Raw genomic sequence first — 20,749 nt, 5'->3', positions numbered from 1 at the left:
TCAATTCGTTACGTCAAAAATCTCAATTTCAAAATCAAGTACAGCATTTGCCGGTAAGCCAAGCACTGGTTGCTCATAAGGGCCATAACCGTAGGCTGATGAAACAAACAGCCTTACTTTACCACCTTTACCTACCTTACGCAAACCAACCTGCCATCCTCTTATTACCTGCCCTAATACATATGATGGATGTATTTCGCCGGTTTGTACAAAAAAGCGCGGCTTATCTAACTCTCTGCCTGTGTAGCCAACAGTAACGGTAGTTGAATTACTGTACAGCGGTGCAGTAGTACCTTCGCGCTCAACAACGTACCAAACACCAATAGTATCGGGCCTGCCAAGTATGTTCTCTACACGCTTTGCTTTTATGTTATTAGCAGCCAAATAATTTTTAATTAAATTGCTATCAATAGCAACCTGGTCTTCATTAATTACGGCCGGATCATCAACCTTGTTACAGGCACTTAAAAAAAAGCAAATAAGTAAAGGGCAACAAATTAGTAATAACAGTTTGCTCATTACCGGTTTTATAAACGGCAAATTTACCTTTTTAATGAATAAAAAAGGCAGGTTAACAATTTTTAACATTTGGGGTGAGATTATAACTTGCTTTAACGCAAATATTAACGCGTTATTCGGGATTATAATCTAAAGTGAGATTATTAATTTTTTTAAGCGCGTTACTAAGTAACAGCTTTTCCTTTTCGGTTATGTGATCGTTTAAATAGGCATTGAACTGTTTAACCACGTTACGAGCCATCCTCCGTTTTTCCTTGCCCAGCTCTGTAAGGTAAATTTTAACCGACCGCTTATCACCCTCGTTTGATTGCCTGTAAATTAAATCCATTTTTTCGAGTTGGCTTAGCATACGCGATAAGCTTGTAGATTTTAAGCCCAGCAATGCCGCTACCTGTGATACTGTGGTTCCCTCCTTCTCATCAATGTTGATAAGCACATAGCCAATAGATTGCGTGATACCAGATGGGGCTACCAACTGGTTGTAACGATTGGCCATGTTTTGCCATACAATCTTTAAAAGGTAATCAATGGTTTCGTGATGATGTTTCACAGCAAACCAAAGGTAATTAAAAATGTAGCCGGCACAAATAAATGTAAAAGCTTGCCTAATTAAGATTACCAGCCGGCTTTGGTATCATCACCACGTGGATCTGCCCCACCGGCAAACCCGTCAGAGGTTACTACAATTATATCAACGCGTCCAATGTTGCCACGCGTTCTAAACTTATACCCTTTTCGTTGCAAAATATCAATCACCGGCTGCTTCAAGGCATCGTTTTCTGTTTGTATCTCATCGGGCAGCCACTGATGATGAAAACGCTTGGATGTAACCGCCTCCTGCGCGTCCTGCTTAAATTCAATAACGTTCAATATGGCTTGAAATACCGATGTAATGATAGTTGAACCACCCGGCGTACCCACCACCATAAACAACTTTCCATCCTTTTCAATAATGGTAGGCGTCATGGATGATAACATACGCTTACCAGGCTGTATGCTGTTGGCCTTTCCTCCCACTAATCCATACATGTTAGGTACTCCCGGTTTTGAACTAAAATCATCCATCTCGTTATTAAGCAGGAAACCGGCACCTTTGACAAATTTTTTATTACCGAAAGAACCATTCAAAGTTGTGGTAATTGATACGGCATTACCTTCAGCATCTACTATTGAAAAGTGAGTGGTTTGATCACTTTCGTACCCTGTAAAATTGCCTGGCTGAATGGTGCTGCTTGGTGTTGCTGCACTCCAGTCAAAACTGCGCATCCGCTTATCCAAGTAAGCAGTATTCAGCAAACTATCAACCGGAACTCTAAAAAAATCCGGATCGCCTAAATACTTTGACCGGTCGGCGTATACACGTCGCTCGGCTTCTGTAATTAGTTGAACGGTTGAATCATTGTTATGCCCCCAACGGCTTAAAGAATACTTTTCTACACTATGCAATAATTGCAACAGTGCAATACCACCGCTTGAGGGTGGAGGCATGGTAATTACGTTATAATTTTTGTACTTGCCGTTAATAGCTTTACGCCAAACAGAACGGTAGTTATTCAAATCAGCCTGAGTAATGAGACCGTTACCGGCTTTCATTTCATTAAGTATTTGTTTAGCAACTATGCCATTATAAAAGCCTGCACGTTTTTTATCACGTATTTGAATAAGCGTATTTGCCAGGTCGGGCAAAAAGAGCGTATCGCCAGCTTTCCAGGCTCTGGCTTTAGCGAAGTAATTTATTCCCTTCTCGTTAAGCTTATTAAACTGAGCCTGGCTATTATTTATATCATTGGCCAGGTGACTTGTTACTACAAAACCTTTGCTGGCCAAATCAATAGCGGGCTGAACCAAATCTGCCCATTTAAGCTTGCCGTATTTTTGGTGTGCCTGCACCATGCCATCAACTGACCCCGGAACGCCTGCAGCCTGGTGGGTATATAAACTTTTATCGGGTATTATATTACCGCTGGCATCAACATACATATTGGCCGATGCAGCGGCAGGTGCCTTTTCCCGGTAATCAAGCGTATTTGTCTCACCACTTGCCGACCGGTATACCATGAAGCCTCCCCCGCCAATGTTGCCCGCCTGCGGCAGGGTAACCGCTAAAGCAAATTGCAGCGCAACTGCTGCATCAACAGCGTTACCACCTTTTTTTAAAACATTAAGTCCAACGGTTGCAGCATCGGGATATGCACAAACAACCATCCCCTTGCGGTATTGCGCCTGCGCAACGTTAACAAACAAAGTACAAGCTATAACAACAAACTTAACCCAGCGGCCCGTCATGAACATAAACATTAGTTTTTATTTTCATCTAAATTAACACAATATCATTAAACCCTATCAAGCTATACGGGTCAAAAACCTCAAATTTTATCCTTGATATTCATCTATATACAGGCATACAAAAGTTATGAAGGTTAACAAATGGCATAAAACCTCAAATTTGCCGTTACTATTAATAATCAAATTACATTGAATGAAAAAAACAGCTCTACTTATCGCGTTAATTGCCAGCATTGTGCTAGTTCAGCAGTCGGCTAAAGCCCAATCATATAAATCTGCAGTTGGCCTTAAATTCGGCGGGTACGAAAACGGCCTATCGGGTAAATACTTTTTGAATGAAACAAATGCTATTGAAGGCGTTTTGGGCATACGCAAAAATGGTATTGTGATAACCGGCTTATACCAATTTTATCAAAACGCTTTTGACGTTGCGCAATTAAGATGGTACTACGGCGCCGGTGCACACATTGGCGGCATGGGCGATGGTAGATATAAGCGCTTTGGGGGCGACGATGAGTATTACAACGGAGGCATACTTTTGGGTGCCGATGCAGTACTGGGTTTAGAATATGTCATTCCGGAAAGCCCTATTGCACTAAGTGTTGATTTAAACCCTCGTTTGGAACTTGGCAGAGGACCATTCTTTGACCTTGCTCCCGGCTTAGGTATTAAGTACACTTTTTAATAAACATAAAGCAGCAATGGCCGGTAAGAATTTACCGGCCATTGCTTTTTGTTATCCTACTTAACAACAATTATTTTGGCAGAATATACCTTTTGCCCAAGGATAACCCTGAGCACATAAGTTCCGGCGGCAAAATTGTTTACCCTTATAACGTTGTTATAAAACCCGGCCTGAATATTTGCTTTGCTACGATACACTTCCTGCCCTTGAGTACTAATTAAGGATAGGGTTAAGTCAGCAGCTTCGGGCGCAACAAAACTCACGTTTAAATCAGTTGCGGTTGGTACAGGGTATGCCGCTAGCTTAATTTCGGTTGGTGTATTAACTACAGCATCAGCCTTAATATAGGTATAAACCGGCGAAACAGCCATACAGCCTGTTGCCTGTACATTACGTAACTGATAGTTACCACTTTGCTGCGGTATAAAGGTTGGTGATGTAGCTCCTTGAATAATTACGCCATTTAAATACCACTGGTTGTTACTTGCCTGATTGGATTGTAAGGTAGCACCGTTTTGTGTAATCACCGGACCGGATACCTGCACCGGCACACGATTGGCCGATGGACAACCATTGCTTCCAATCTTCATATCATAAAAGAAGTAGTAAAAACTACGGTACGCAGTGGTATCTGACGGGTTTGATGCCAGGGTAGCGTTATTACCTCGTATGCTGAATACATCGTTTCCGAATGGGTAGCCGTTTACACCGGCATTGCTGCGGTAGAGTGTTGCACCATTGGTATAGCTTACGTTCAGGCGGTAAGTTCCTGGCTGGGGCAATACAAGGTTCAGGTTATAAACCCGGCCCTGGTCGGTAATGTCATCACTTTGGGCACCGCCACCCGCAACCGAGCGTGTTGCCGTTACCGCAATGTTGCTTCGCGCCACTTCTTCGCCATTAGCATTGGTAGCTACCACACTAATATTACCGGCGTTGCCTACATATAAACGGGCACTTTGTATAACAATTGGTATTTTGGTGAATACCGTAACCGATTGTCCGAATTGATTGTACCCTCCCCCGGTAAATGCATACTTGGTAGCAGGACCAACACTGGCACTGTAATCATTAAGTGCTGCATAATAGGTGTTGTTAACCGGTGCAGTTTTGGTGAACGCACTATTACCTGCCGTTATTGGCGTACCGCCGGTTGGCACGGTGTACCACAGCACTGATCCCTCTCCACTTCCGCTTAGCAAATACTGTTGCGTATCATCACAATAAATGGCCGACAAGTTTGTAGGAACAGGTATAGAGCCGATTACAATATTAGCTGTGACGGTGTTATTAATTGCAACCTGGTCGTTTGCTAAGCTTGTAGTTGCTGCAATGGTATATGATGCTCCTGCGGTAGCGTTAAAGGTTCCGTTTAATACAAAATCATCTTCGGCTTGCGGGGCAAGTGTTTGCGTGTAAGTTTCGTTAAAAGTGATCACCTGTCCGCCGTTGGCCGGAGTTATAGTAACGGTTACCGGTATATTACCTACGGCAGTTGTACCATAGTTTTTTAGCCTTACACTAACGTTTGATACTCCTGCACAACCGCCTCCAACTGAGCTATTGGTAACTCTTAAAGCTCCTACATCCCGGCTTGCACCGGTAAACTGCACCCTGTAGTCCTGCGTTTCGCCTTTGTTGTAACTGCCGCATGGGTTTATGGTGGCGGGGTTATCCGTTTCAACCAATACCACACGCATAAGGCTGTAGTTGCCCGGTACAACCGTTGCAGGAACGGTAACATTTCCATTAAATGCTGCTGTACCATTTATTACATTGGTTGTAGCGGCAAGTTCGGCTACCGGGTCAAAAGTACCGTCGCCGTTCCAGTCAATAAATACCTTGGCTATTTTATTAAAGTTGGCACCGCAAGTGCCTAAAGTTACACTCAACGGATAGGTTACACCTTGCTCCAGCTGTGCAACCTGTGCAGTATAGTCAGAATAAGTGGTGCAGCCCGCAGCAGGGGTATTGTTAATATTTGATAGCGTAACGTTGTTAATGCGCGAGTCGGCGTTTGAAGTTGGCGCGGATGCACAATAAGCGGTGCCACCTACGCCTGTAACTATTATTGAATAAGGCTGATTACCTATTTGTAATGTACCTTTATGGGTAACCCTAATTGTGTAGGTTTTACCAGGTATAGCATTATCAAGATAAACCTGCTCAACATTGTCGCGCACGTTGTCGCCACGGGTTGCTGCATTTGCAGGCGCAAGCCAGTTAAGTACCCAGGGGCTGTAAATTGTTGTGCCATCACTAATGCGTATGTCCAAATCATTAACCAGCTTTGGCGTCCGGTCGTTAAGCGTACCATCGGCAGCAACCGTTGCCTGCGGGTCTGTCCAGGCGATGGTGGCAATTAACGGCCCGTTACCAGATGCCACAACCGTAATATTTTCTGTTTGGCCTTGTTGCAGGGTACGTTCGCTTATCTGGCTTTTAGTGCCCTTATCAGTTATTGCCTGCGCCGCTTTGCGGGCATCAAGCACTCCCCAGCCAAAGGTGTAATCAGGGCCAACGTTCCCAGCATCGAACGCGGTATGGCAAACTAACCCTTTCAACGTTGCCGAACGCATAAAACTGCCGCTGTTTTTTTGAGCATAATACTCCTGTAAAAGATACAATGAACCTGTTACGTTTGGTGTTGCCATAGAGGTACCCGAAAGCGTAACGTAAGAAGTGTTACTGCTGTTACCTGTAGATAAAACCTGGTCACCATCGCCGCAAACATCAGGCTTAATGCGCCCATCATCTGTAGGGCCAATTGAACTGAATGATGTTACGCTTACCCCCTGCCGTGATGACGGGCCGTAAGGCAATTGATTGATGGCCCCAACCGTAAGCACATTTTTTGCGTTGGAGAAACCCGGAATAATATCATAGCCGTTATTGCTGCTGATGTTTGCAGGCCGCGGCCCCTTACTAATCATTGTTGGATCGGTACGGCTGGTAAAACCATAATAATTTGAACCAACGGCCGGGCCGTTGTAGCTGCGGTTATTACCAGAGGCCGACACAATTAAATAATATGGCGCATTTACAGCTACCTGATCCAACGCACGCGACTCACTGTCATAGAAGCCAAATTTGTAATCCTCATTGTCTCCGGGTAAACCATACCACTCCCAGCGTGCTTCATCATCGTTATAATTCCACCCGGCTATGGTACCGTACGAATGGTTTGATAGCAACAAGCCCGACGCTGCTGCAGTTATTTCGGCAATATCACTGTTAAAATCATATGATTGCAGGGTATTGGCACCAAATGCCATTCCCTTTGCAGGCGAATAAACACCCCGGGCTATCATAGTGCCCGCCACGTGTGTTGAGTGCTGAGACACCGTGGCGGTTGGATTACGCAGGTTTATTGCTTTACCTGAAAATTCCTGATGAGTGGTGAGCACCGAACCGCCATCCCAAATAGCCAGCTTGCCGTTCAAGGCAGTACTTGATCCTGATAGGTTTAAACCAAGATCGCCGCCTGTTTGTATGCTATTGGTGCGTGTTGTAGCCGCAGCTATTACGTTGCTGTAAGTTTTGTAAAATACCGGAAAGCCAAGTGTGTTTATACGTTGCAAGGCAATTTCGGTACCGTCTTTACTTGTACGGCGTGTAACCCAATTGCGTTGTGGTGCCTGCAATAGTGCTTTTTGCAGCCCGGCAGCGTAAGTTTCCTGAATCTGGACGGCCAACTGATCAAGCTGGGCTTTTTTTTCGGCTGTTACCAGCGGCTTTTGTGCCAGCACATTAACTGCCCACAGCAAGGTAATTATACCTGCCCAAAAACTTTTGTGAAATTTACTCCGGTGCATATAATTGAAGCGATTATGGCTAACCGCCTATAAATTTCGACTAATTTAAATATTATCCTATAACATTTGCTGTTAAAAATATTGGCATTTAATTTATTATATTGCTTAAAACTTGTACATGTTAAATCACTGGTATAAAACGCATAAACATGTAGTATTAGCAGTATTATGCTTTATACTAACAACATCATGCGTGCTTTCAAAACGTATGATAGTTAAGCAGGGAATCAGCGGTATAGTTACGCAGGTAACCGGCAATCAAATGCCATTGAAAGGCAAATCACAAAGTGCAGGCAAGCCGATAGTGGCCAATGTGTATATTTTTGAAAATGTAAGCCTAAAAAACGCAGAGGGGCAGATGCCGCTGTTTTCTAAAATTAATGCCAAAGAAATTGCCCATGTAAAAACTGATAGCACCGGTGAATTCCAATTGTCGCTTCCCGTTGGAAAATATTCATTGTTTGTTAAGCTAAGTGAAGGATATTTTGCCGGCGAAACAGACGGCTATGACAACATCAACCCAATTGAGGTGCAACTAAACAAAGTAAGTAACCGAAATATCGTGGTGAATATTGGTGCAGCCTACTAAAGCGTTAATTTTTATTTTTCAGCTTTTCAAGCTTCTTCCGGAATTCTTTGTCTTCCTTTTCCTTTTGTTTGCGCGCCTTTTTATCAGCTTTTTCTTTCTCTTTCAAGCGCTTTTCCTTATCCTGTTCATCCTGCTTGGGCGCCTTACCCATAGCACTGGTTTTTATGCCGTTGAGCAAGGTAAACCATATGGTTTTAAAAAAAGGAAAGTTTGAAGGTCGTATAATCTTTAAAGTAGCAACACGTGCAGCCTCTCCGGCTTTATCGGGGTTATTGCTTTTCAATATCAATGAACTTGCAAAAAAGCTTAACAATGACTTTTGCTTGTACCCTTTTTTATCGTCTTGCCCTAATAGCTTTATTTTTAAATCATTATAGAGAAATTTCAAACTCCCGGCAGAAACCTTCTGAGTACTGGTGACCTTAAAATCAAGTGACTTTAAATTGCCTGATGTTATTTGAACCATACCCAATGGCATTACTGCAGGGTTAACTGCTTTTAAATCAATCGCACCAAGGTGCCCTCTGTATGCATACTTGTAATCTGCATCGTTCAAATTAAAATCAAACCATAAATTGAATGAAGCTTTGCCCATAAACTGGGAATGCACATAGGCCTTACAAATATTATTTTTGCTAAGCGCATTTTTGTTATTGGTGATATTTAAAAACCTGGCCGTGGTGTTAGTAAAAGCAATTGAGCCTGTTTTTTTTGATTTCTTGTGATACTCTTTGTATTTAACGTTAATGTTTTTGAGATAGACGGTATCAACCTTCACACGCTGCTTTATTTGCCTTACAGCCCAATGTGGAAAAGTAACCAGCCTATCGGTTACTGGCACAAGTCCATTTGGATTGCTAAACACCTCAAACCTGCCTTGTTTTATTACTATACTTAAAGCACTAAAACTATTTTGCTTATAATACTGCTCCAGGTTAATTTTGTTAATTACAACAGTATCTAACCTTATATCAAACCTATCCTCTTTGCTCTTTTTAAAATATTGTGCCGATGGAAGGGGCTGCAAACTTAAACCTGTAGCTACAAGTTTTGAGGCTTGCGTATGCAAGGTGAGCGATTGTAATTTATAGGTGTATAAGCCACTAGCCGATTTACCTTCGTAGTTTTTAATACCTGCGGTTATATTTTTGCAAAACAAGGTACGGCTTGTATCTGCCTGTGTAGCCGAGTCAATCAAAAGATCTGCTGCCTTTATATCAATATGCTTTATTACCGATGCAGACGGGCTTTTACCAGTTCGGTCAGCATAGTTAAATTGCAAATCATTTAATTCTATGCCGCCTATATCAATGAACTTTATATCATCTTTAATTTTTTGGTAAAGGGTACGTTTATCGTTTTCTTTGGTGCCGGTTTTATTGCTGAGCTTATCAATCTTTACAATTGCATCACCAATAGAAACTTGTTGCACACTTACCTCTTTACTAAAGATGTATTTGAGGGCTTTGGCACCACTTACGGATACTCGTCCGGCCTCTACAGTATACAAGCTTGTAGGAGCATTATTTTGCTCTTTTAATATTTTGAAAACATTGGTATCAGCCTTAAAAGTAATATCTGCAAGGCCAATGCTTCCGGCAAAAACATTTAGCTGGACGTCCTTTAAATCAATTTTATAAAGATTATTAGTTGCCTTCCTAACCGACTTTTTTAACTTGCTTACAAGTATGGGTTTTAGAAAAGTATTTGCACCTAATGTAGCAACAAGCAGCAATACAGCTAAGACAGCCAGGACAATCAGAATAACTTTAAAAACTTTGCTTTTAAAAATGGGAACTGCCATTACGATTGATTATGCACCTCAGCACCAAATGGCAGCTTGCAGCGGTATTAGCTCTTTGATACAAGGCCTTTAAACAAAAAAAGTTTGCCTTACAGACAAACTTTAAAAATTGCATTCGATAGCAACACTTATGACTTAACCGGCAGTCGTTTAAATATGTCTTCAACTACCTTTGGCAACTCAGCAATGGCCTTTTGCGGATCACGACTTAATTCACCGCTACCGTAACCAATCCAAACAGGCTCCTGGGTACGTGCGTCAATTAACTCAATTGCTAATACGCCTTCTTTAAAATGCTCTTGGCTTGGATAAGCGTAACCGCCTCCCCAGCCGCCCCAGCCACCATAGAACATAGGACTAAAGCGACCTCGCCAGCCCCAACCCCAGCCCCATCCAGGACCCCAGCCCCAACCGCCATAGTAGGGCGTATAGTAGCTTGTGCGGGTACCCCTGTCAACAAGTGAGTTAAAGCGTACCAGTAAATCGGCGCCACCTTCTTTTAAGGTTAAGCCTTTAGCCTGCAAACTGGCAGCAGTGGCATCTTTAATTTTTTGGTAAGCAGCAGGGTTGTTAAAGTAACGGTTGTTGTTAACATAATTTAAGCGGGCACCCAAATTGCGTTTATTGCTTATAACGCTATCTGGCTTACGCGGCTTTAATTGTGGTGCAAACGCAAATGATTTATACTGCGTTAAACTGATATCATCATGCCCGGCAGTATAGTAACGATAACCTGTAGAACAAGCTGAAAATGCGGATACCATAACCAACACCAGCCCAATATATAGTAACCTCTTCATGTATATAATTTATTAGTATTAGTTAGACAAGCACAAGCCTAAAGGTTTAATGATTAATGATTTTTTTTGCGCCCATAATCTGCAACTTATTTTACCTTATTAAGGGGTAGCTTTTTAATTATACCTTCCACTATTTTGGGTATATCCTCGATTGTGCGGGCAGCATTTTCAACCTCTCCTACACCATAGCCACGCCATATTACCTTGCGCGATTTACGGTTAATAAGGTCAATTATTAAAGTACCCTCTTTGTAAGGTATGCGCTCAACATCATTTCCTACGTACACCGGATAGGGAGCACTATAAGCATAGTAGTACGCCAGCCTTCCACGGTATAGCGCTGCCCGCGGATAGTACCCGCCTCCTACGTAATTATATACGGGCTGGTCATACACACGCTCCTTGGTATCCACCATAATGCTGTACCGTACTAAAAGATCAGGGTTTTTACTTTTTAACCTTAAACCACGGCTTTCAAGCTGCTCGGTAGCCGACTCGTGAATGCGCTGATCAGCAAGCTCGTTATTATAAGCCACATTGCGCGTTTGCTTAATAGGCGGAAGCCAGGCAAAACTGCTGTAACGGCTCAATGCAGCCTCATTACCACCAACCGAATAGTAGTTATAGCTTGAGCAGGCTGATATAAGCGCTATAATGGAGAACGCAAGGGCAATGGTTAATATCTTCTTCATACTTAACTAATTGTATTAAGTATAAGCTGATACATGAGCAAATTGTTTAGATGAGCTATATCAAATACAATTTACATTCCTCACCTGCAAAAGCTTCGCGGCAAAAAGCTATTTTCGGGTAAGTACTATTATGACAGGTACTTTCCAACTATAGGCATACGGCGTCCCATGCCAAATGCTTTAGGCGACACACGTAAAATTGGCGGTGTTTGGTAACGCTTATGCTCGGCGGTGTTAACCAGTTTAATTACCCTACGAACAACAGCTTCATCATAACCCAATGCAATGATTTCTTCTGATGACAAGCGGTTTTCTACGTACTGCATTAATATAGTGTCAAGCATATCGTATTCGGGCAATGAGTCACTGTCTTTCTGATCGGGCCTTAACTCCGCTGATGGCGGTTTAACAATTGAATTTTGCGGTATAATTTCGGTGTTACGGTTAATGTAATTGGCTAACTGGTAAACCTGCGTTTTGTAAACATCACCCAATACCGAAATGCCACCGCACATATCACCATACAAAGTACCATAACCTACAGCAGCCTCACTTTTGTTGGAGGTGTTAAGCAAAATGTAGCCAAACTTGTTACACATAGCCATTAGCACAACAGCACGGCTGCGCGCCTGCAGGTTTTCTTCGGCAATATTAAATGGTAGGCCCTCAAATTGAGGATGCAAAGCCGTTTCAAAAGCATCGGTTATGGATTTAATTTCAACAAGCTCCGATTTGCAACCCAGATTCTTAACCAAGTCTTCCGCATCTTTAATTGAATGGCCGGTAGAATACTTTGAAGGTAAAAGCACTGCCATTACGTTTTCTGCGCCCAATGCCTCGGCGGCTAAAGCGCAAACCACTGCCGAATCAATACCGCCTGATAAGCCCAGTATTGCTTGTTTAAAGCCCGACTTATAAAAGTAATCGCGGATGCCTAACAGCAATCCCTGATGTATTTGTTCAATATCACTCTGCCGCTCATCCATTACGGTTGCAGGCTGCTGCGGAGTAACTGTTGCATCATCGTTTAAGGTGTAATAAGTAATGGCTTCCTCAAAATAAGGCATCTCATCAACCAGCGAGCCGTTTTTATCAAATACCAATGATCCGCCGTCAAAAATAATTTCGGTTTGTGCGCCAACCTGGTTTACGTAAAACAGCGGCAATCCATATCGTTTTGCGTTATCACCCAAAATGGCAATGCGCTCTTCATCATGATTATAAGCAAAAGGTGATGCAGCAATATTGATCATAACATCAGGCTTCTGCTCCATCAGCACGTCCATAGGCCGTGTTATGTATAGTGGATTTTCAATTGTATTCCACAAGTCTTCACATATAGTTAAGGCAATGCGTTTGCCCTTGTAGTCCACACAGGCAAATTCAGTTTCGGGTTCAAAGTACCTGTACTCGTCAAACACGTCGTAGTTTGGCAGCAAAGCCTTATTCACAATTTGCTGCACTTTACCGTCGTATATAAAGTAGGCAGAATTATGCAAGTCTTTGCCTCCCTTATTTTTTCTTTTGTTTGGTGTAGGGATGCCTATAACACAGGCAATATCAGTACAGGCTGCAGCAATTTGCTGCGCTGATTGTTCACACAAATCAATAAATTCTTTAAATTCCAGAAAATCGCGTGCAGGATAGCCGCCTATGCATAATTCGGCAAATACCATAACGTCGGCGCCGGCATTGCGGGCGTTATTTATTGCAGATAGTATTTTATTGGTGTTAGCTTCAAAGTTGCCAATATGATAGTTTAGCTGGGCCAGTGCAATTTTCATAATCAGATATTATAAACGGTATACTCAATTATATGAACTCAAAAGCAATATTTTTGTTGATACATTTATGAGAATACTCTACTCCAGCAAATTAAATCATTTTTGTGCTCTTTTTTTTATAGCAGCTTTACTTAGCGCATGTAAATCTGATAAAAAGAAGATTGACGTAAGCAACATTGATTTGGAAGTGCACATTGAGCGCTTTGATCATGATTTTGACCAAATGCGGTTGAAACCAATGGTGCAGCAGGCAGCCGTTTTGCAGCAAAAATACGGGCCGTTTTACGCCGACTTTATTGAGCGCATACTGGAAGCTGGCAGTATTGCCGATACCAGCTACCTTGCCAACATCCGCCAAATAATTAACGGTAAACCATACTTAGATCTTAAGCATGAGGTTGATTCGGTATTCCCCGATTTAAATAAGCAAAACGAAGCACTTACCGACGCCTTTAAACGTATAAAGTATTATTTTCCAAATAAGCAGTTGCCTAAGGTGTATGCCTACTTCTCGGGTTTCCAGGCGCAAACTACCTTGGGCAATGGCTACATAGGTATTGGCCTCGATCAGTTTCTGGGTTCAAAATCAAAATTTTACCCGGCATTGGTGAATACCTATCCTCAATATATATCGCGCAGGTTTACGCCTGAAAATATTGCACCGCGTATAATTGAGGGCATTATTAGGGAAGACATGTTCCCCGAAAAAGATGCCGATAAATCATTATTGGCAAAAATGGTTTACGAAGGTAAGATGATGTACCTGATGGATGTATTACTGCCCGACGTAGCCGACAGTGTAAAAATAGGTTACACTACCAAACAAATGGAATGGAGCAAGGCATTTGAAAGTAACATATGGGGTTATTTTTTAGAAGAGAAACTGCTGTACGAAACCGACTATCAAAAACTGCAAAAGTATTTGAATGAAGCACCCTTTACACCAGGGCTGGGCGAAAAAAATGAATCGGCGCCTAAGCTGGCTATTTATACAGGGTGGCAGATTGTAAAGCAGTATATGATCAAACATCCAGATACTACAATACAACAATTATTGGCCCTTAATGATGCGCAAAAGATACTTGACGAGGCGGGCTATCATCCTAAATAAATCACAAAATTGCCCCCTGGAGCTTGAAAGCCTCATTCAGCCAGACAATAGCCAACTGCTGTTCAGTAAATAATTCCAATAAAAAAAGAGCTTACCGGTAATCAGTAAGCTCTTTTTTATATGCTGGAAATTGATATTAGTCTCTTGCGCCTAGTATTGCAAAAACACCTTTTAACGAAATGATGATACCAATTACCAAAATAACGTTTGAGATGCTTGTGAATATAAAACCATGACCGAAAATTTCATCAAGGAAACGGAAAAACACACCCACTATACCAATAATGGTAGCTACTGATAAGATAACGTAAATATTTACAGCATTAGCTTTTTGCATCGAACTCATGGTAATTGCTATTAGTTAGCGCAAAAATATAAATGTTTAACTAAAATGTAGCATTTGTTTACACATTTTTAAGCTGCGTTTGCAGATAAGGTTGGTTTTCGCTTGTATGAACGAAATACCAGTAAACCACCTATACCTAGCACAACAAATACCCATAAATGCATTAAGCCTATGAACAAGGATGCAAACAATTCCCATCCATCTGTTACGGCAAGCCATAAGCGGTTGACAATTGGTAATTGATAAGCACCTGTATTATTGTTGGCAATAATCTCCTGACTAATGGTGTTACTTTGATAAAGGCTTAATTCAACAACACTGTATTTACTTAAATCATCAATACGAGCATTGGCTATCCTTTCATCTACCATGTCATCCTTTAGTCTTAACATAGCGTCTGTCTCTTTCACCGTCGGTTTCCACTTTTCCTGTTTATGATCTATTGTCATCCTGTTTTGACGCTTCAATTGATTGGAAAGATAATCCAAAGTTTTATCTTCTATATCCATTTTACGCACATTGATGTAAACGCCTAAGCGGCTTACATCATTTAAAAATGACTCGAGGTTTTGAGGGGGCACCTGTACTGTTATGTCAGCTGTTGATGTAAAAGCAGCTATGTGTTTCAGTGAGTCAATGTTATTTGTTCGCATATCTTCATCATTAATAACAGTTGACTCCATGTCATAATGAGTAATCATACCACCATGCGTACGCGCAATTGTCCCAACCTTTTCTCCTGAAGTTTGCACGTTTCTTACTTTAAAACGCATTTGAGCAGTTTTCACAACTTTTTTTCCGGCTTGTTCATTACTGCTAATTAATGTTTGGGTATTATCCGAACTTGTATCTGCCGAAGCTGAACTTTCGTTGACCGAGCTAGATCTATGCATTCCGCCTTTACAAGCTCCAAAAAGGCAAAGCGCGGCCAGGAGCACAAATAAGTTACTCATTTTCATAACATTAAAATTTAAATGATTTTATTATTGATACCGCATACCCTCCAAAAGTAACCTATGCTTCTTGCTTGTGACAGCTTTGTTACATCAGTAAAAAAGGGTATAAACAAAAAAAGCCGGACAGGCGTCCGGCTATTAGCATATATTCAAGTTTATAATTATCCGTTTGAAAGGGCAGCGGCACCGCTTACAATCTCTGTAAGCTCGGTAGTAATAGCCGCCTGGCGTGCCTGGTTGTATGAAAGTTTTAAAGCTTTCAATAAGTCGCCGGCGTTATCAGTCGCCTTATCCATTGCAGTCATACGTGCTCCATGCTCAGATGCATTAGAATCCAACACGGCACGGTACAACTGAATTTTAATATTCTTTGGAATTAACTGCTCAACAATTGCCTTTTTTGATGGCTCTAAAATGTAATCAGTTTGATCGGCAGTGCTTTTGGTAGCTTTGGTTTCAGCTTCGGCTTTAGGAACCGGCAACAATTGCTCGGTAACAAGCACCTGCACCGCAGCATTGCGAAAGTGGTTATAAACCAATTCAACACGGTCATACTTACCATCAACAAAACCTTGCATAATAGCCTCAGTAATTTTTGATACGTTTAAGAAATCAAGATTACTGTAAACCTCATTATTATCACCAATTACATTGTATTTGCGTTTGGTGTAATAATCCTGTGCTTTACGGCCTATGGCTACTATTGAAACGTTACCCGCCTGCAATTGCTCGCTGTACTTTTCGGCAATAATGTTGTTAGCCGTTTTAATAGCATTGGTATTGAAAGCACCAGCCAAACCACGGTTTGAGGTAACAACAACAACCAAAATACGAACCGGCTCGCGCTCCTGCAAATAAGGTGAAGCGCCATCCTCAATACTTGCCGAAAGGTTTGCCAGCATCTCCTTAAGCTTGGTAGCATAAGGGCGTAACTGCACAATAGCGTTGGTAGCTCTTTTCAGCTTAGCTGCCGAAACCATTTTCATGGCCTTGGTAATTTGCTGTGTTGAGTTTACCGATGCAATACGGTTTCTTACTTCTTTTAAATTAGCCATGCTTTATGAGTAGAAAGTATCGAGTAAAAAGTAGTAAGACTGCTTCCTGCTACTTTTTACTTTTTACTAAGTACTTAGTACTAAATATTAATATTTTGCTGTAAGTTCTTTAGCTACGGTTTCCAGTACGCTGGTTAAGCTATCGTCAAATTTACCTGCTTTAAGTGCTTTTAACACTTCAGGATGACGTAACTCCATTTGGCTGGTAAACTCGTTTTCGAATTCACGTACTTTGTTTACAGGTACGTTACGCATTAAGCCTTTTGTACCTAAATAAATAATAGCCACTTGTTTTTCAACCGATACCGGAGAGAACTGACCTTGTTTCAAAATCTCTACGTTACGTGCGCCTTTGTCCAATACGTTTTTAGTAGCTGCATCAAGGTCTGAACCAAATTTAGAGAAAGCCTCTAACTCGCGGTATTGAGCCTGATCAAGCTTTAAGGTACCGGCAACTTTCTTCATTGATTTGATTTGCGCATTACCACCTACACGTGATACCGAAATACCTACGTTGATAGCCGGACGTACACCTGCGTTAAACAAGTTCGACTCTAAGAAAATCTGACCATCGGTAATTGAAATTACGTTGGTTGGAATATAAGCAGAAACGTCACCAGCCTGAGTTTCGATAATTGGAAGTGCAGTTAATGAACCACCACCTTTAACCAAATGCTTGATTGACTCAGGTAAGTCGTTCATATCTTTAGCAATCTCGTCGTTGGCGTTAATTTTAGCAGCACGCTCTAATAAACGGCTGTGCAGGTAAAATACGTCACCAGGGTAAGCCTCACGGCCCGGTGGACGACGAAGTAACAATGATACCTCACGGTAAGCAACAGCTTGTTTAGACAAATCATCATAAACAATTAGTGCCGGACGACCGGTATCACGGAAGTACTCGCCAATAGCAGCACCGGCAAACGGAGCAAAGAACTGCATTGGAGCAGGCTCAGCAGCACTTGCAGCAACTACAATAGAGTAAGGCATAGCGCCGTTCTCTTCAAGGGTGCGTACAATGTTAGCAACCGTAGATGCTTTTTGACCGCAAGCTACGTATATACAAATTACAGGCTCACCTGCAGCATAAAATTCTTTTTGGTTGATGATGGTATCAATACAAACCGCAGTTTTACCAATCTGACGGTCGCCAATTACCAACTCACGCTGACCACGACCAATAGGAATCATAGCATCAATAGCTTTGATACCGGTTTGTAATGGCTCGTTAACCGGCTGACGGTAAATTACACCCGGAGCTTTACGCTCTAAAGGCATATCATAAGTTTCGCCGGCGATAGGGCCTTTACCGTCAATTGGCTCACCTAAAGTGTTTACCACACGGCCAAGCATACCCTCACCTACTTTAATAGAGGCAATTTTACTGGTACGTTTAATAGTATCACCTTCTTTAACACCTTCAGAAGAACCTAGCAATACCACACCTACGTTGTCTTCTTCAAGGTTAAGTACTATACCTTGCAAGCCGTTGTCAAATTCAGCCAACTCGCCGTACTGTACTTTTGTTAAGCCATAAACACGGGCAATACCATCACCTACCTGGAGTACGGTACCCACTTCTTCTAATTCAGATTCTGACTTAAAGCCCGACAACTGCTCACGCAGGATGGCCGATACTTCGTCTGGTCTAACCTCTACCATTTTAATTTTTTATTTTAGTATAAGTGTGTGTAATAATATTAAATCACCTTTTGGGTGAAATCCTTTTTCAAGTTTTTAAGGCTGGTTGCCACCGATGTGTCAATCTGGCGGTCGCCTACTTTTAAAACAAAGCCGCCAATAAGGGCCGGGTCAACTTTCTCTTTTAAAATCACCTCGCCGCCGGCTAACGCTTTAACCTCGTTAATAATCTGCAGCCTGTTAGCTTCAGAAAGCGCTGTAGCAGAAGTTACAGTTGCCGTTACAATATTCTTTTTTAAGTTATACTGGTTTATAAACTCACCTGCAGTTGGGTATAGTAATTCTGCACGGCTCTTATCAACCATTATCTTAAAAAAGGCATCAGTTGCAACATCTACCTTACCTGAAAATATGCCTTGCAGCACTTTCAGCTTTTTATCATGCGAAATAATAGGATTGCGTAAAACAGCCTGTAACTGGGTATTAGCCTTCAATGTTTCTACAAAAAAGGTCATATCCTGCTTAATAGCTTCCAAATTATTTTTCTCCTCAGCCAAATCAATCAGCGATTTAGCGTAACGGGATGCAACTGTTATTTCAGACATATTGTTTAGTGGTGAATGGTTGAATGCGCAGAGTGATTAATTGTTAATGACTAACCGCCTGCCATTTACTATTCACAAACTTATTTAATTTTAACTTCTTTTAATAAGTCGGCTACAAGTTCGTCTTGAGCATTTTTGTTGTCAAACTCTCTGCGTAATACCTTCTCGGCAATTTCAATTGAGAGCGTAGCCACCTGGTTTTTTACATCAGCCATGGCAATTGCCTTAAGGCTGTTAATTTCAAGCTTGGCATTTTCAATCATCTTGTTACCTTCAACGCTAGCTATGTTTTTAGCTTCGGCAACAATCTGGTCTTTTAAAATCTTAGCTTCACGTAAAATTAAATCACGCTCGGCACGGGCTTCTTTAAGCAATTGCTCATTCTCGTTAGTTAAACGAGCCATTTCCTCTTTAGCGGCTTCCGCTTTAAGTAACGCGTCTTCAATTGAACGCTCACGATCGCTGATGGCGCTCATGATAGGTTTCCAGGCAAATTTAGCCAACAGGATAAGCAAGATGATGAACGCAACAGCAGCCCATACTACAAATCCTAAATGATCATTTAATAAACCTTCAAATAATTGTTCCATTTATATGAATATTGTTAGATAAACCAACACTTTATTTAACTTATAAATCCCTTGTTATAAACGCAGAACCGCGAAAATTTCAGAGGGTTAAAAAACCTTACCTGCCGCCAACCGCTGCAAGTAAGGCTTTAACTTTTAAGGTTGGGAAAAATTATTTACCCAACAATGCAACTACCACACCGAACAGAGCAACACCTTCAATAAGTGCAGCTGCGATGATCATTGCAGTTTGAATTTTAGAAGAAGCTTCAGGCTGACGAGCAATACCTTCCATGGCTTTGCCACCTACCTGACCGATACCGATACCAGCACCGATAACCGCTAAACCTGCACCTAATGCAGCAATACTTCCAGTCATGTTTGTTTAATTTAAAGTTAAATATAGTGTATAATTATTTACAAAAACTATTAATGATGATGCTCCTCAACAGCGGTACCAATAAACAGGGCGGTAAGCATGGTGAAGATGAAAGCTTGAAGGAATGCCACTAACAACTCCAACACATCCATAAATAAAACGAACAGGATAGATACCGGCGCAATCCACAGTGTTTTAAAGATGAATATCAATGATATCAAACTTAACACAATGATGTGACCTGCCGAGATGTTAGCATACAAACGAATCATTAATGCGAACGGGCGCGATATAACACCAATCAATTCCACCGGAATCATGATTGGGTATAACCAAACAGGTACCGGTGGCATAAAAATGTGTTTCCAGTAATACTTGTTGGCACTAAAGTTAACCACAAGCAATACAATGAATGAAAATACAAAAGTGAAAAGAATATTACCGGTAACGTTAGCGCCACCCGGGAATATTGGCACCAAACCCAATAGGTTGTTAATCCATATAAAGAAAAATATGGTTAACAATACCGGCATGTAACGCTCATAACGGTAGCCAATGTTAGGGCGGGCAATTTCGTCACGCACAAACATAATCACAGGCTCGATGAATGACTGCAAACCTTTAGGTGCTTTACCTACACGTTTTTTGTATGATGCAGCAACGCTAAAGAATATAATAAATAACAATGTACCTGCAATCCACATTGCCAATACGTTTTTTGTGATTGAAAAGTCGTAAATGTGGCTTGATGCCTCTTTATCAACTTCACCTTCGGCATTTACCACACGAATTTTATCATCAATAAGCTTGTAAGTGTAATATTTGCCTTGGTAAGCTTCATGCCCGTGATGAAAACCCGCTCCTGAGAAAAACTCAGTTCCCTTATCAGTAAATAAAATTACAGGAAGAGGCAACGAAGTTTCACCCCATAAATGCCAGTAGTGCGAATCGGCAATGTGTTCAAGTATGGCAGTAGTAGGATTAAAGGCTTCCTGTTCTGCATTTTTGGCCTCAGCAGTGTGTTCTTCGTGCTGTATAGCAAAAGTTTTACACGTGGTTAGTGTAAAAAAGACACCTAAAATTAAGCTAAGGAAAAGTTTTTTTGAGTTCAAA

Annotated in this window: 19 protein-coding genes; 3 read left to right on the top strand and 16 right to left on the bottom strand. The window is 41.5% G+C overall.

The window, feature by feature from the left end:
- From QZ407_RS03855 to ggt, 3 genes are all read right to left on the bottom strand, one after another.
- A complete protein-coding gene (locus tag QZ407_RS03855; RefSeq protein WP_295767799.1) occupies positions 1 to 588 on the bottom strand; it encodes an FKBP-type peptidyl-prolyl cis-trans isomerase in 588 nt (195 codons plus the stop codon).
- A gap of 43 nt (positions 589 to 631) precedes the next feature.
- Positions 632 to 1,069, bottom strand: coding sequence for a MarR family transcriptional regulator (locus QZ407_RS03850; RefSeq protein WP_365334578.1), 438 nt, complete (start codon positions 1,067 to 1,069; stop codon positions 632 to 634).
- Between the two features lie 65 nt (positions 1,070 to 1,134).
- Positions 1,135 to 2,811 carry a gamma-glutamyltransferase gene (gene ggt / locus QZ407_RS03845; protein ID WP_295767798.1) on the bottom strand — a complete coding sequence of 559 codons (1,677 nt, stop codon included), beginning with the start codon at positions 2,809 to 2,811 and terminating at the stop codon, positions 1,135 to 1,137.
- A 187-nt stretch (positions 2,812 to 2,998) separates the two neighbouring features.
- Between ggt and QZ407_RS03840 the strand changes: the two genes are divergently transcribed.
- Positions 2,999 to 3,490, top strand: coding sequence for a hypothetical protein (locus QZ407_RS03840; RefSeq protein ID WP_295767797.1), 492 nt, complete (start codon positions 2,999 to 3,001; stop codon positions 3,488 to 3,490).
- Between the two features lie 56 nt (positions 3,491 to 3,546).
- On the opposite strand, the gene QZ407_RS03835 is transcribed toward QZ407_RS03840, so the two are convergent.
- A complete protein-coding gene (locus tag QZ407_RS03835) occupies positions 3,547 to 7,305 on the bottom strand; it encodes a S8 family serine peptidase (RefSeq protein ID WP_295767796.1) in 3,759 nt (1,252 codons plus the stop codon).
- Between the two features lie 208 nt (positions 7,306 to 7,513).
- On the opposite strand from QZ407_RS03835, the gene QZ407_RS03830 reads away from it, so the two are divergent.
- Positions 7,514 to 7,894: a hypothetical protein gene (locus tag QZ407_RS03830; protein ID WP_295767795.1), complete on the top strand. Its 381-nt coding sequence runs from the start codon at positions 7,514 to 7,516 to the stop codon at positions 7,892 to 7,894.
- Between the two features lie 4 nt (positions 7,895 to 7,898).
- On the opposite strand, the gene QZ407_RS03825 is transcribed toward QZ407_RS03830, so the two are convergent.
- The 4 genes from QZ407_RS03825 to QZ407_RS03810 all read right to left on the bottom strand — a co-directional run bounded on the left by QZ407_RS03825 (position 7,899) and on the right by QZ407_RS03810 (position 12,974).
- The gene (locus tag QZ407_RS03825; protein WP_295767794.1) at positions 7,899 to 9,698 is read right to left on the bottom strand and encodes a hypothetical protein; all 1,800 of its coding nucleotides are present in this window, start codon (positions 9,696 to 9,698) and stop codon (positions 7,899 to 7,901) included.
- Positions 9,699 to 9,826: 128 nt separating this feature from the next.
- A complete protein-coding gene (locus QZ407_RS03820; protein WP_157540103.1) occupies positions 9,827 to 10,498 on the bottom strand; it encodes a DUF4136 domain-containing protein in 672 nt (223 codons plus the stop codon).
- An 86-nt stretch (positions 10,499 to 10,584) separates the two neighbouring features.
- Positions 10,585 to 11,190, bottom strand: coding sequence for a DUF4136 domain-containing protein (locus QZ407_RS03815; RefSeq protein WP_295767793.1), 606 nt, complete (start codon positions 11,188 to 11,190; stop codon positions 10,585 to 10,587).
- A 128-nt stretch (positions 11,191 to 11,318) separates the two neighbouring features.
- Positions 11,319 to 12,974: an NAD+ synthase gene (locus QZ407_RS03810; RefSeq protein WP_295767792.1), complete on the bottom strand. Its 1,656-nt coding sequence runs from the start codon at positions 12,972 to 12,974 to the stop codon at positions 11,319 to 11,321.
- A 67-nt stretch (positions 12,975 to 13,041) separates the two neighbouring features.
- On the opposite strand from QZ407_RS03810, the gene gldB reads away from it, so the two are divergent.
- Positions 13,042 to 14,085, top strand: a complete 1,044-nt coding sequence (gene gldB / locus QZ407_RS03805) for a gliding motility lipoprotein GldB (protein ID WP_295767791.1) — start codon at positions 13,042 to 13,044, stop codon at positions 14,083 to 14,085.
- A gap of 136 nt (positions 14,086 to 14,221) precedes the next feature.
- Here the strand turns inward: gldB and QZ407_RS03800 are convergent, their stop codons facing one another.
- The 8 genes from QZ407_RS03800 to atpB all read right to left on the bottom strand — a co-directional run bounded on the left by QZ407_RS03800 (position 14,222) and on the right by atpB (position 20,748).
- Positions 14,222 to 14,431: a hypothetical protein gene (locus tag QZ407_RS03800; protein ID WP_295767790.1), complete on the bottom strand. Its 210-nt coding sequence runs from the start codon at positions 14,429 to 14,431 to the stop codon at positions 14,222 to 14,224.
- A 68-nt stretch (positions 14,432 to 14,499) separates the two neighbouring features.
- Positions 14,500 to 15,384, bottom strand: a complete 885-nt coding sequence (locus tag QZ407_RS03795) for a DUF4349 domain-containing protein (protein WP_295767789.1) — start codon at positions 15,382 to 15,384, stop codon at positions 14,500 to 14,502.
- A gap of 164 nt (positions 15,385 to 15,548) precedes the next feature.
- Entirely contained in the window at positions 15,549 to 16,442 is an 894-nt protein-coding gene (gene atpG, locus QZ407_RS03790; RefSeq protein ID WP_295767787.1) for an ATP synthase F1 subunit gamma, read from the bottom strand.
- A gap of 87 nt (positions 16,443 to 16,529) precedes the next feature.
- Positions 16,530 to 18,104, bottom strand: coding sequence for a F0F1 ATP synthase subunit alpha (gene atpA, locus QZ407_RS03785; RefSeq protein ID WP_295767785.1), 1,575 nt, complete (start codon positions 18,102 to 18,104; stop codon positions 16,530 to 16,532).
- Positions 18,105 to 18,142: 38 nt separating this feature from the next.
- Positions 18,143 to 18,688 (bottom strand): ATP synthase F1 subunit delta, encoded by a 546-nt coding sequence (atpH, locus tag QZ407_RS03780; RefSeq protein WP_295767784.1) that lies wholly within the window; start codon positions 18,686 to 18,688, stop codon positions 18,143 to 18,145.
- A gap of 80 nt (positions 18,689 to 18,768) precedes the next feature.
- Positions 18,769 to 19,278 (bottom strand): F0F1 ATP synthase subunit B, encoded by a 510-nt coding sequence (gene atpF, locus QZ407_RS03775; RefSeq protein ID WP_295767782.1) that lies wholly within the window; start codon positions 19,276 to 19,278, stop codon positions 18,769 to 18,771.
- Between the two features lie 151 nt (positions 19,279 to 19,429).
- Positions 19,430 to 19,636, bottom strand: a complete 207-nt coding sequence (gene atpE, locus QZ407_RS03770) for an ATP synthase F0 subunit C (protein ID WP_157540113.1) — start codon at positions 19,634 to 19,636, stop codon at positions 19,430 to 19,432.
- Positions 19,637 to 19,686: 50 nt separating this feature from the next.
- Positions 19,687 to 20,748 (bottom strand): F0F1 ATP synthase subunit A, encoded by a 1,062-nt coding sequence (gene atpB, locus QZ407_RS03765; RefSeq protein WP_365334571.1) that lies wholly within the window; start codon positions 20,746 to 20,748, stop codon positions 19,687 to 19,689.
- Position 20,749: the final 1 nt, after the last annotated feature.

The organism is uncultured Mucilaginibacter sp. (genome assembly GCF_913773635.1).
GTDB lineage: Bacteria > Bacteroidota > Bacteroidia > Sphingobacteriales > Sphingobacteriaceae > Mucilaginibacter.
The sequence above is the reverse complement of the archived record's forward strand: the minus strand, read 5'-3'. Positions and strand labels throughout refer to the sequence as shown.

Bases quoted from the DNA above. Each gene is read 5' to 3' on its own strand.
- QZ407_RS03820 (WP_157540103.1), bottom strand. From the start codon at position 10,498: ATGAAGAGGTTACTATATATTGGGCTGGTGTTGGTTATGGTATCCGCA.
- atpH (WP_295767784.1), bottom strand. From the start codon at position 18,688: ATGTCTGAAATAACAGTTGCATCCCGTTACGCTAAATCGCTGATTGAT.
- ggt (WP_295767798.1), bottom strand. From the start codon at position 2,811: ATGTTCATGACGGGCCGCTGGGTTAAGTTTGTTGTTATAGCTTGTACT.
- QZ407_RS03840 (WP_295767797.1), top strand. From the start codon at position 2,999: ATGAAAAAAACAGCTCTACTTATCGCGTTAATTGCCAGCATTGTGCTA.
- atpF (WP_295767782.1), bottom strand. From the start codon at position 19,278: ATGGAACAATTATTTGAAGGTTTATTAAATGATCATTTAGGATTTGTA.
- atpG (WP_295767787.1), bottom strand. From the start codon at position 16,442: ATGGCTAATTTAAAAGAAGTAAGAAACCGTATTGCATCGGTAAACTCA.
- QZ407_RS03810 (WP_295767792.1), bottom strand. From the start codon at position 12,974: ATGAAAATTGCACTGGCCCAGCTAAACTATCATATTGGCAACTTTGAA.
- atpA (WP_295767785.1), bottom strand. From the start codon at position 18,104: ATGGTAGAGGTTAGACCAGACGAAGTATCGGCCATCCTGCGTGAGCAG.
- atpE (WP_157540113.1), bottom strand. From the start codon at position 19,636: ATGACTGGAAGTATTGCTGCATTAGGTGCAGGTTTAGCGGTTATCGGT.
- QZ407_RS03795 (WP_295767789.1), bottom strand. From the start codon at position 15,384: ATGAGTAACTTATTTGTGCTCCTGGCCGCGCTTTGCCTTTTTGGAGCT.
- QZ407_RS03835 (WP_295767796.1), bottom strand. From the start codon at position 7,305: ATGCACCGGAGTAAATTTCACAAAAGTTTTTGGGCAGGTATAATTACC.
- QZ407_RS03800 (WP_295767790.1), bottom strand. From the start codon at position 14,431: ATGAGTTCGATGCAAAAAGCTAATGCTGTAAATATTTACGTTATCTTA.
- QZ407_RS03855 (WP_295767799.1), bottom strand. From the start codon at position 588: ATGTTAAAAATTGTTAACCTGCCTTTTTTATTCATTAAAAAGGTAAAT.
- QZ407_RS03830 (WP_295767795.1), top strand. From the start codon at position 7,514: ATGATAGTTAAGCAGGGAATCAGCGGTATAGTTACGCAGGTAACCGGC.
- gldB (WP_295767791.1), top strand. From the start codon at position 13,042: ATGAGAATACTCTACTCCAGCAAATTAAATCATTTTTGTGCTCTTTTT.
- QZ407_RS03815 (WP_295767793.1), bottom strand. From the start codon at position 11,190: ATGAAGAAGATATTAACCATTGCCCTTGCGTTCTCCATTATAGCGCTT.
- QZ407_RS03825 (WP_295767794.1), bottom strand. From the start codon at position 9,698: ATGGCAGTTCCCATTTTTAAAAGCAAAGTTTTTAAAGTTATTCTGATT.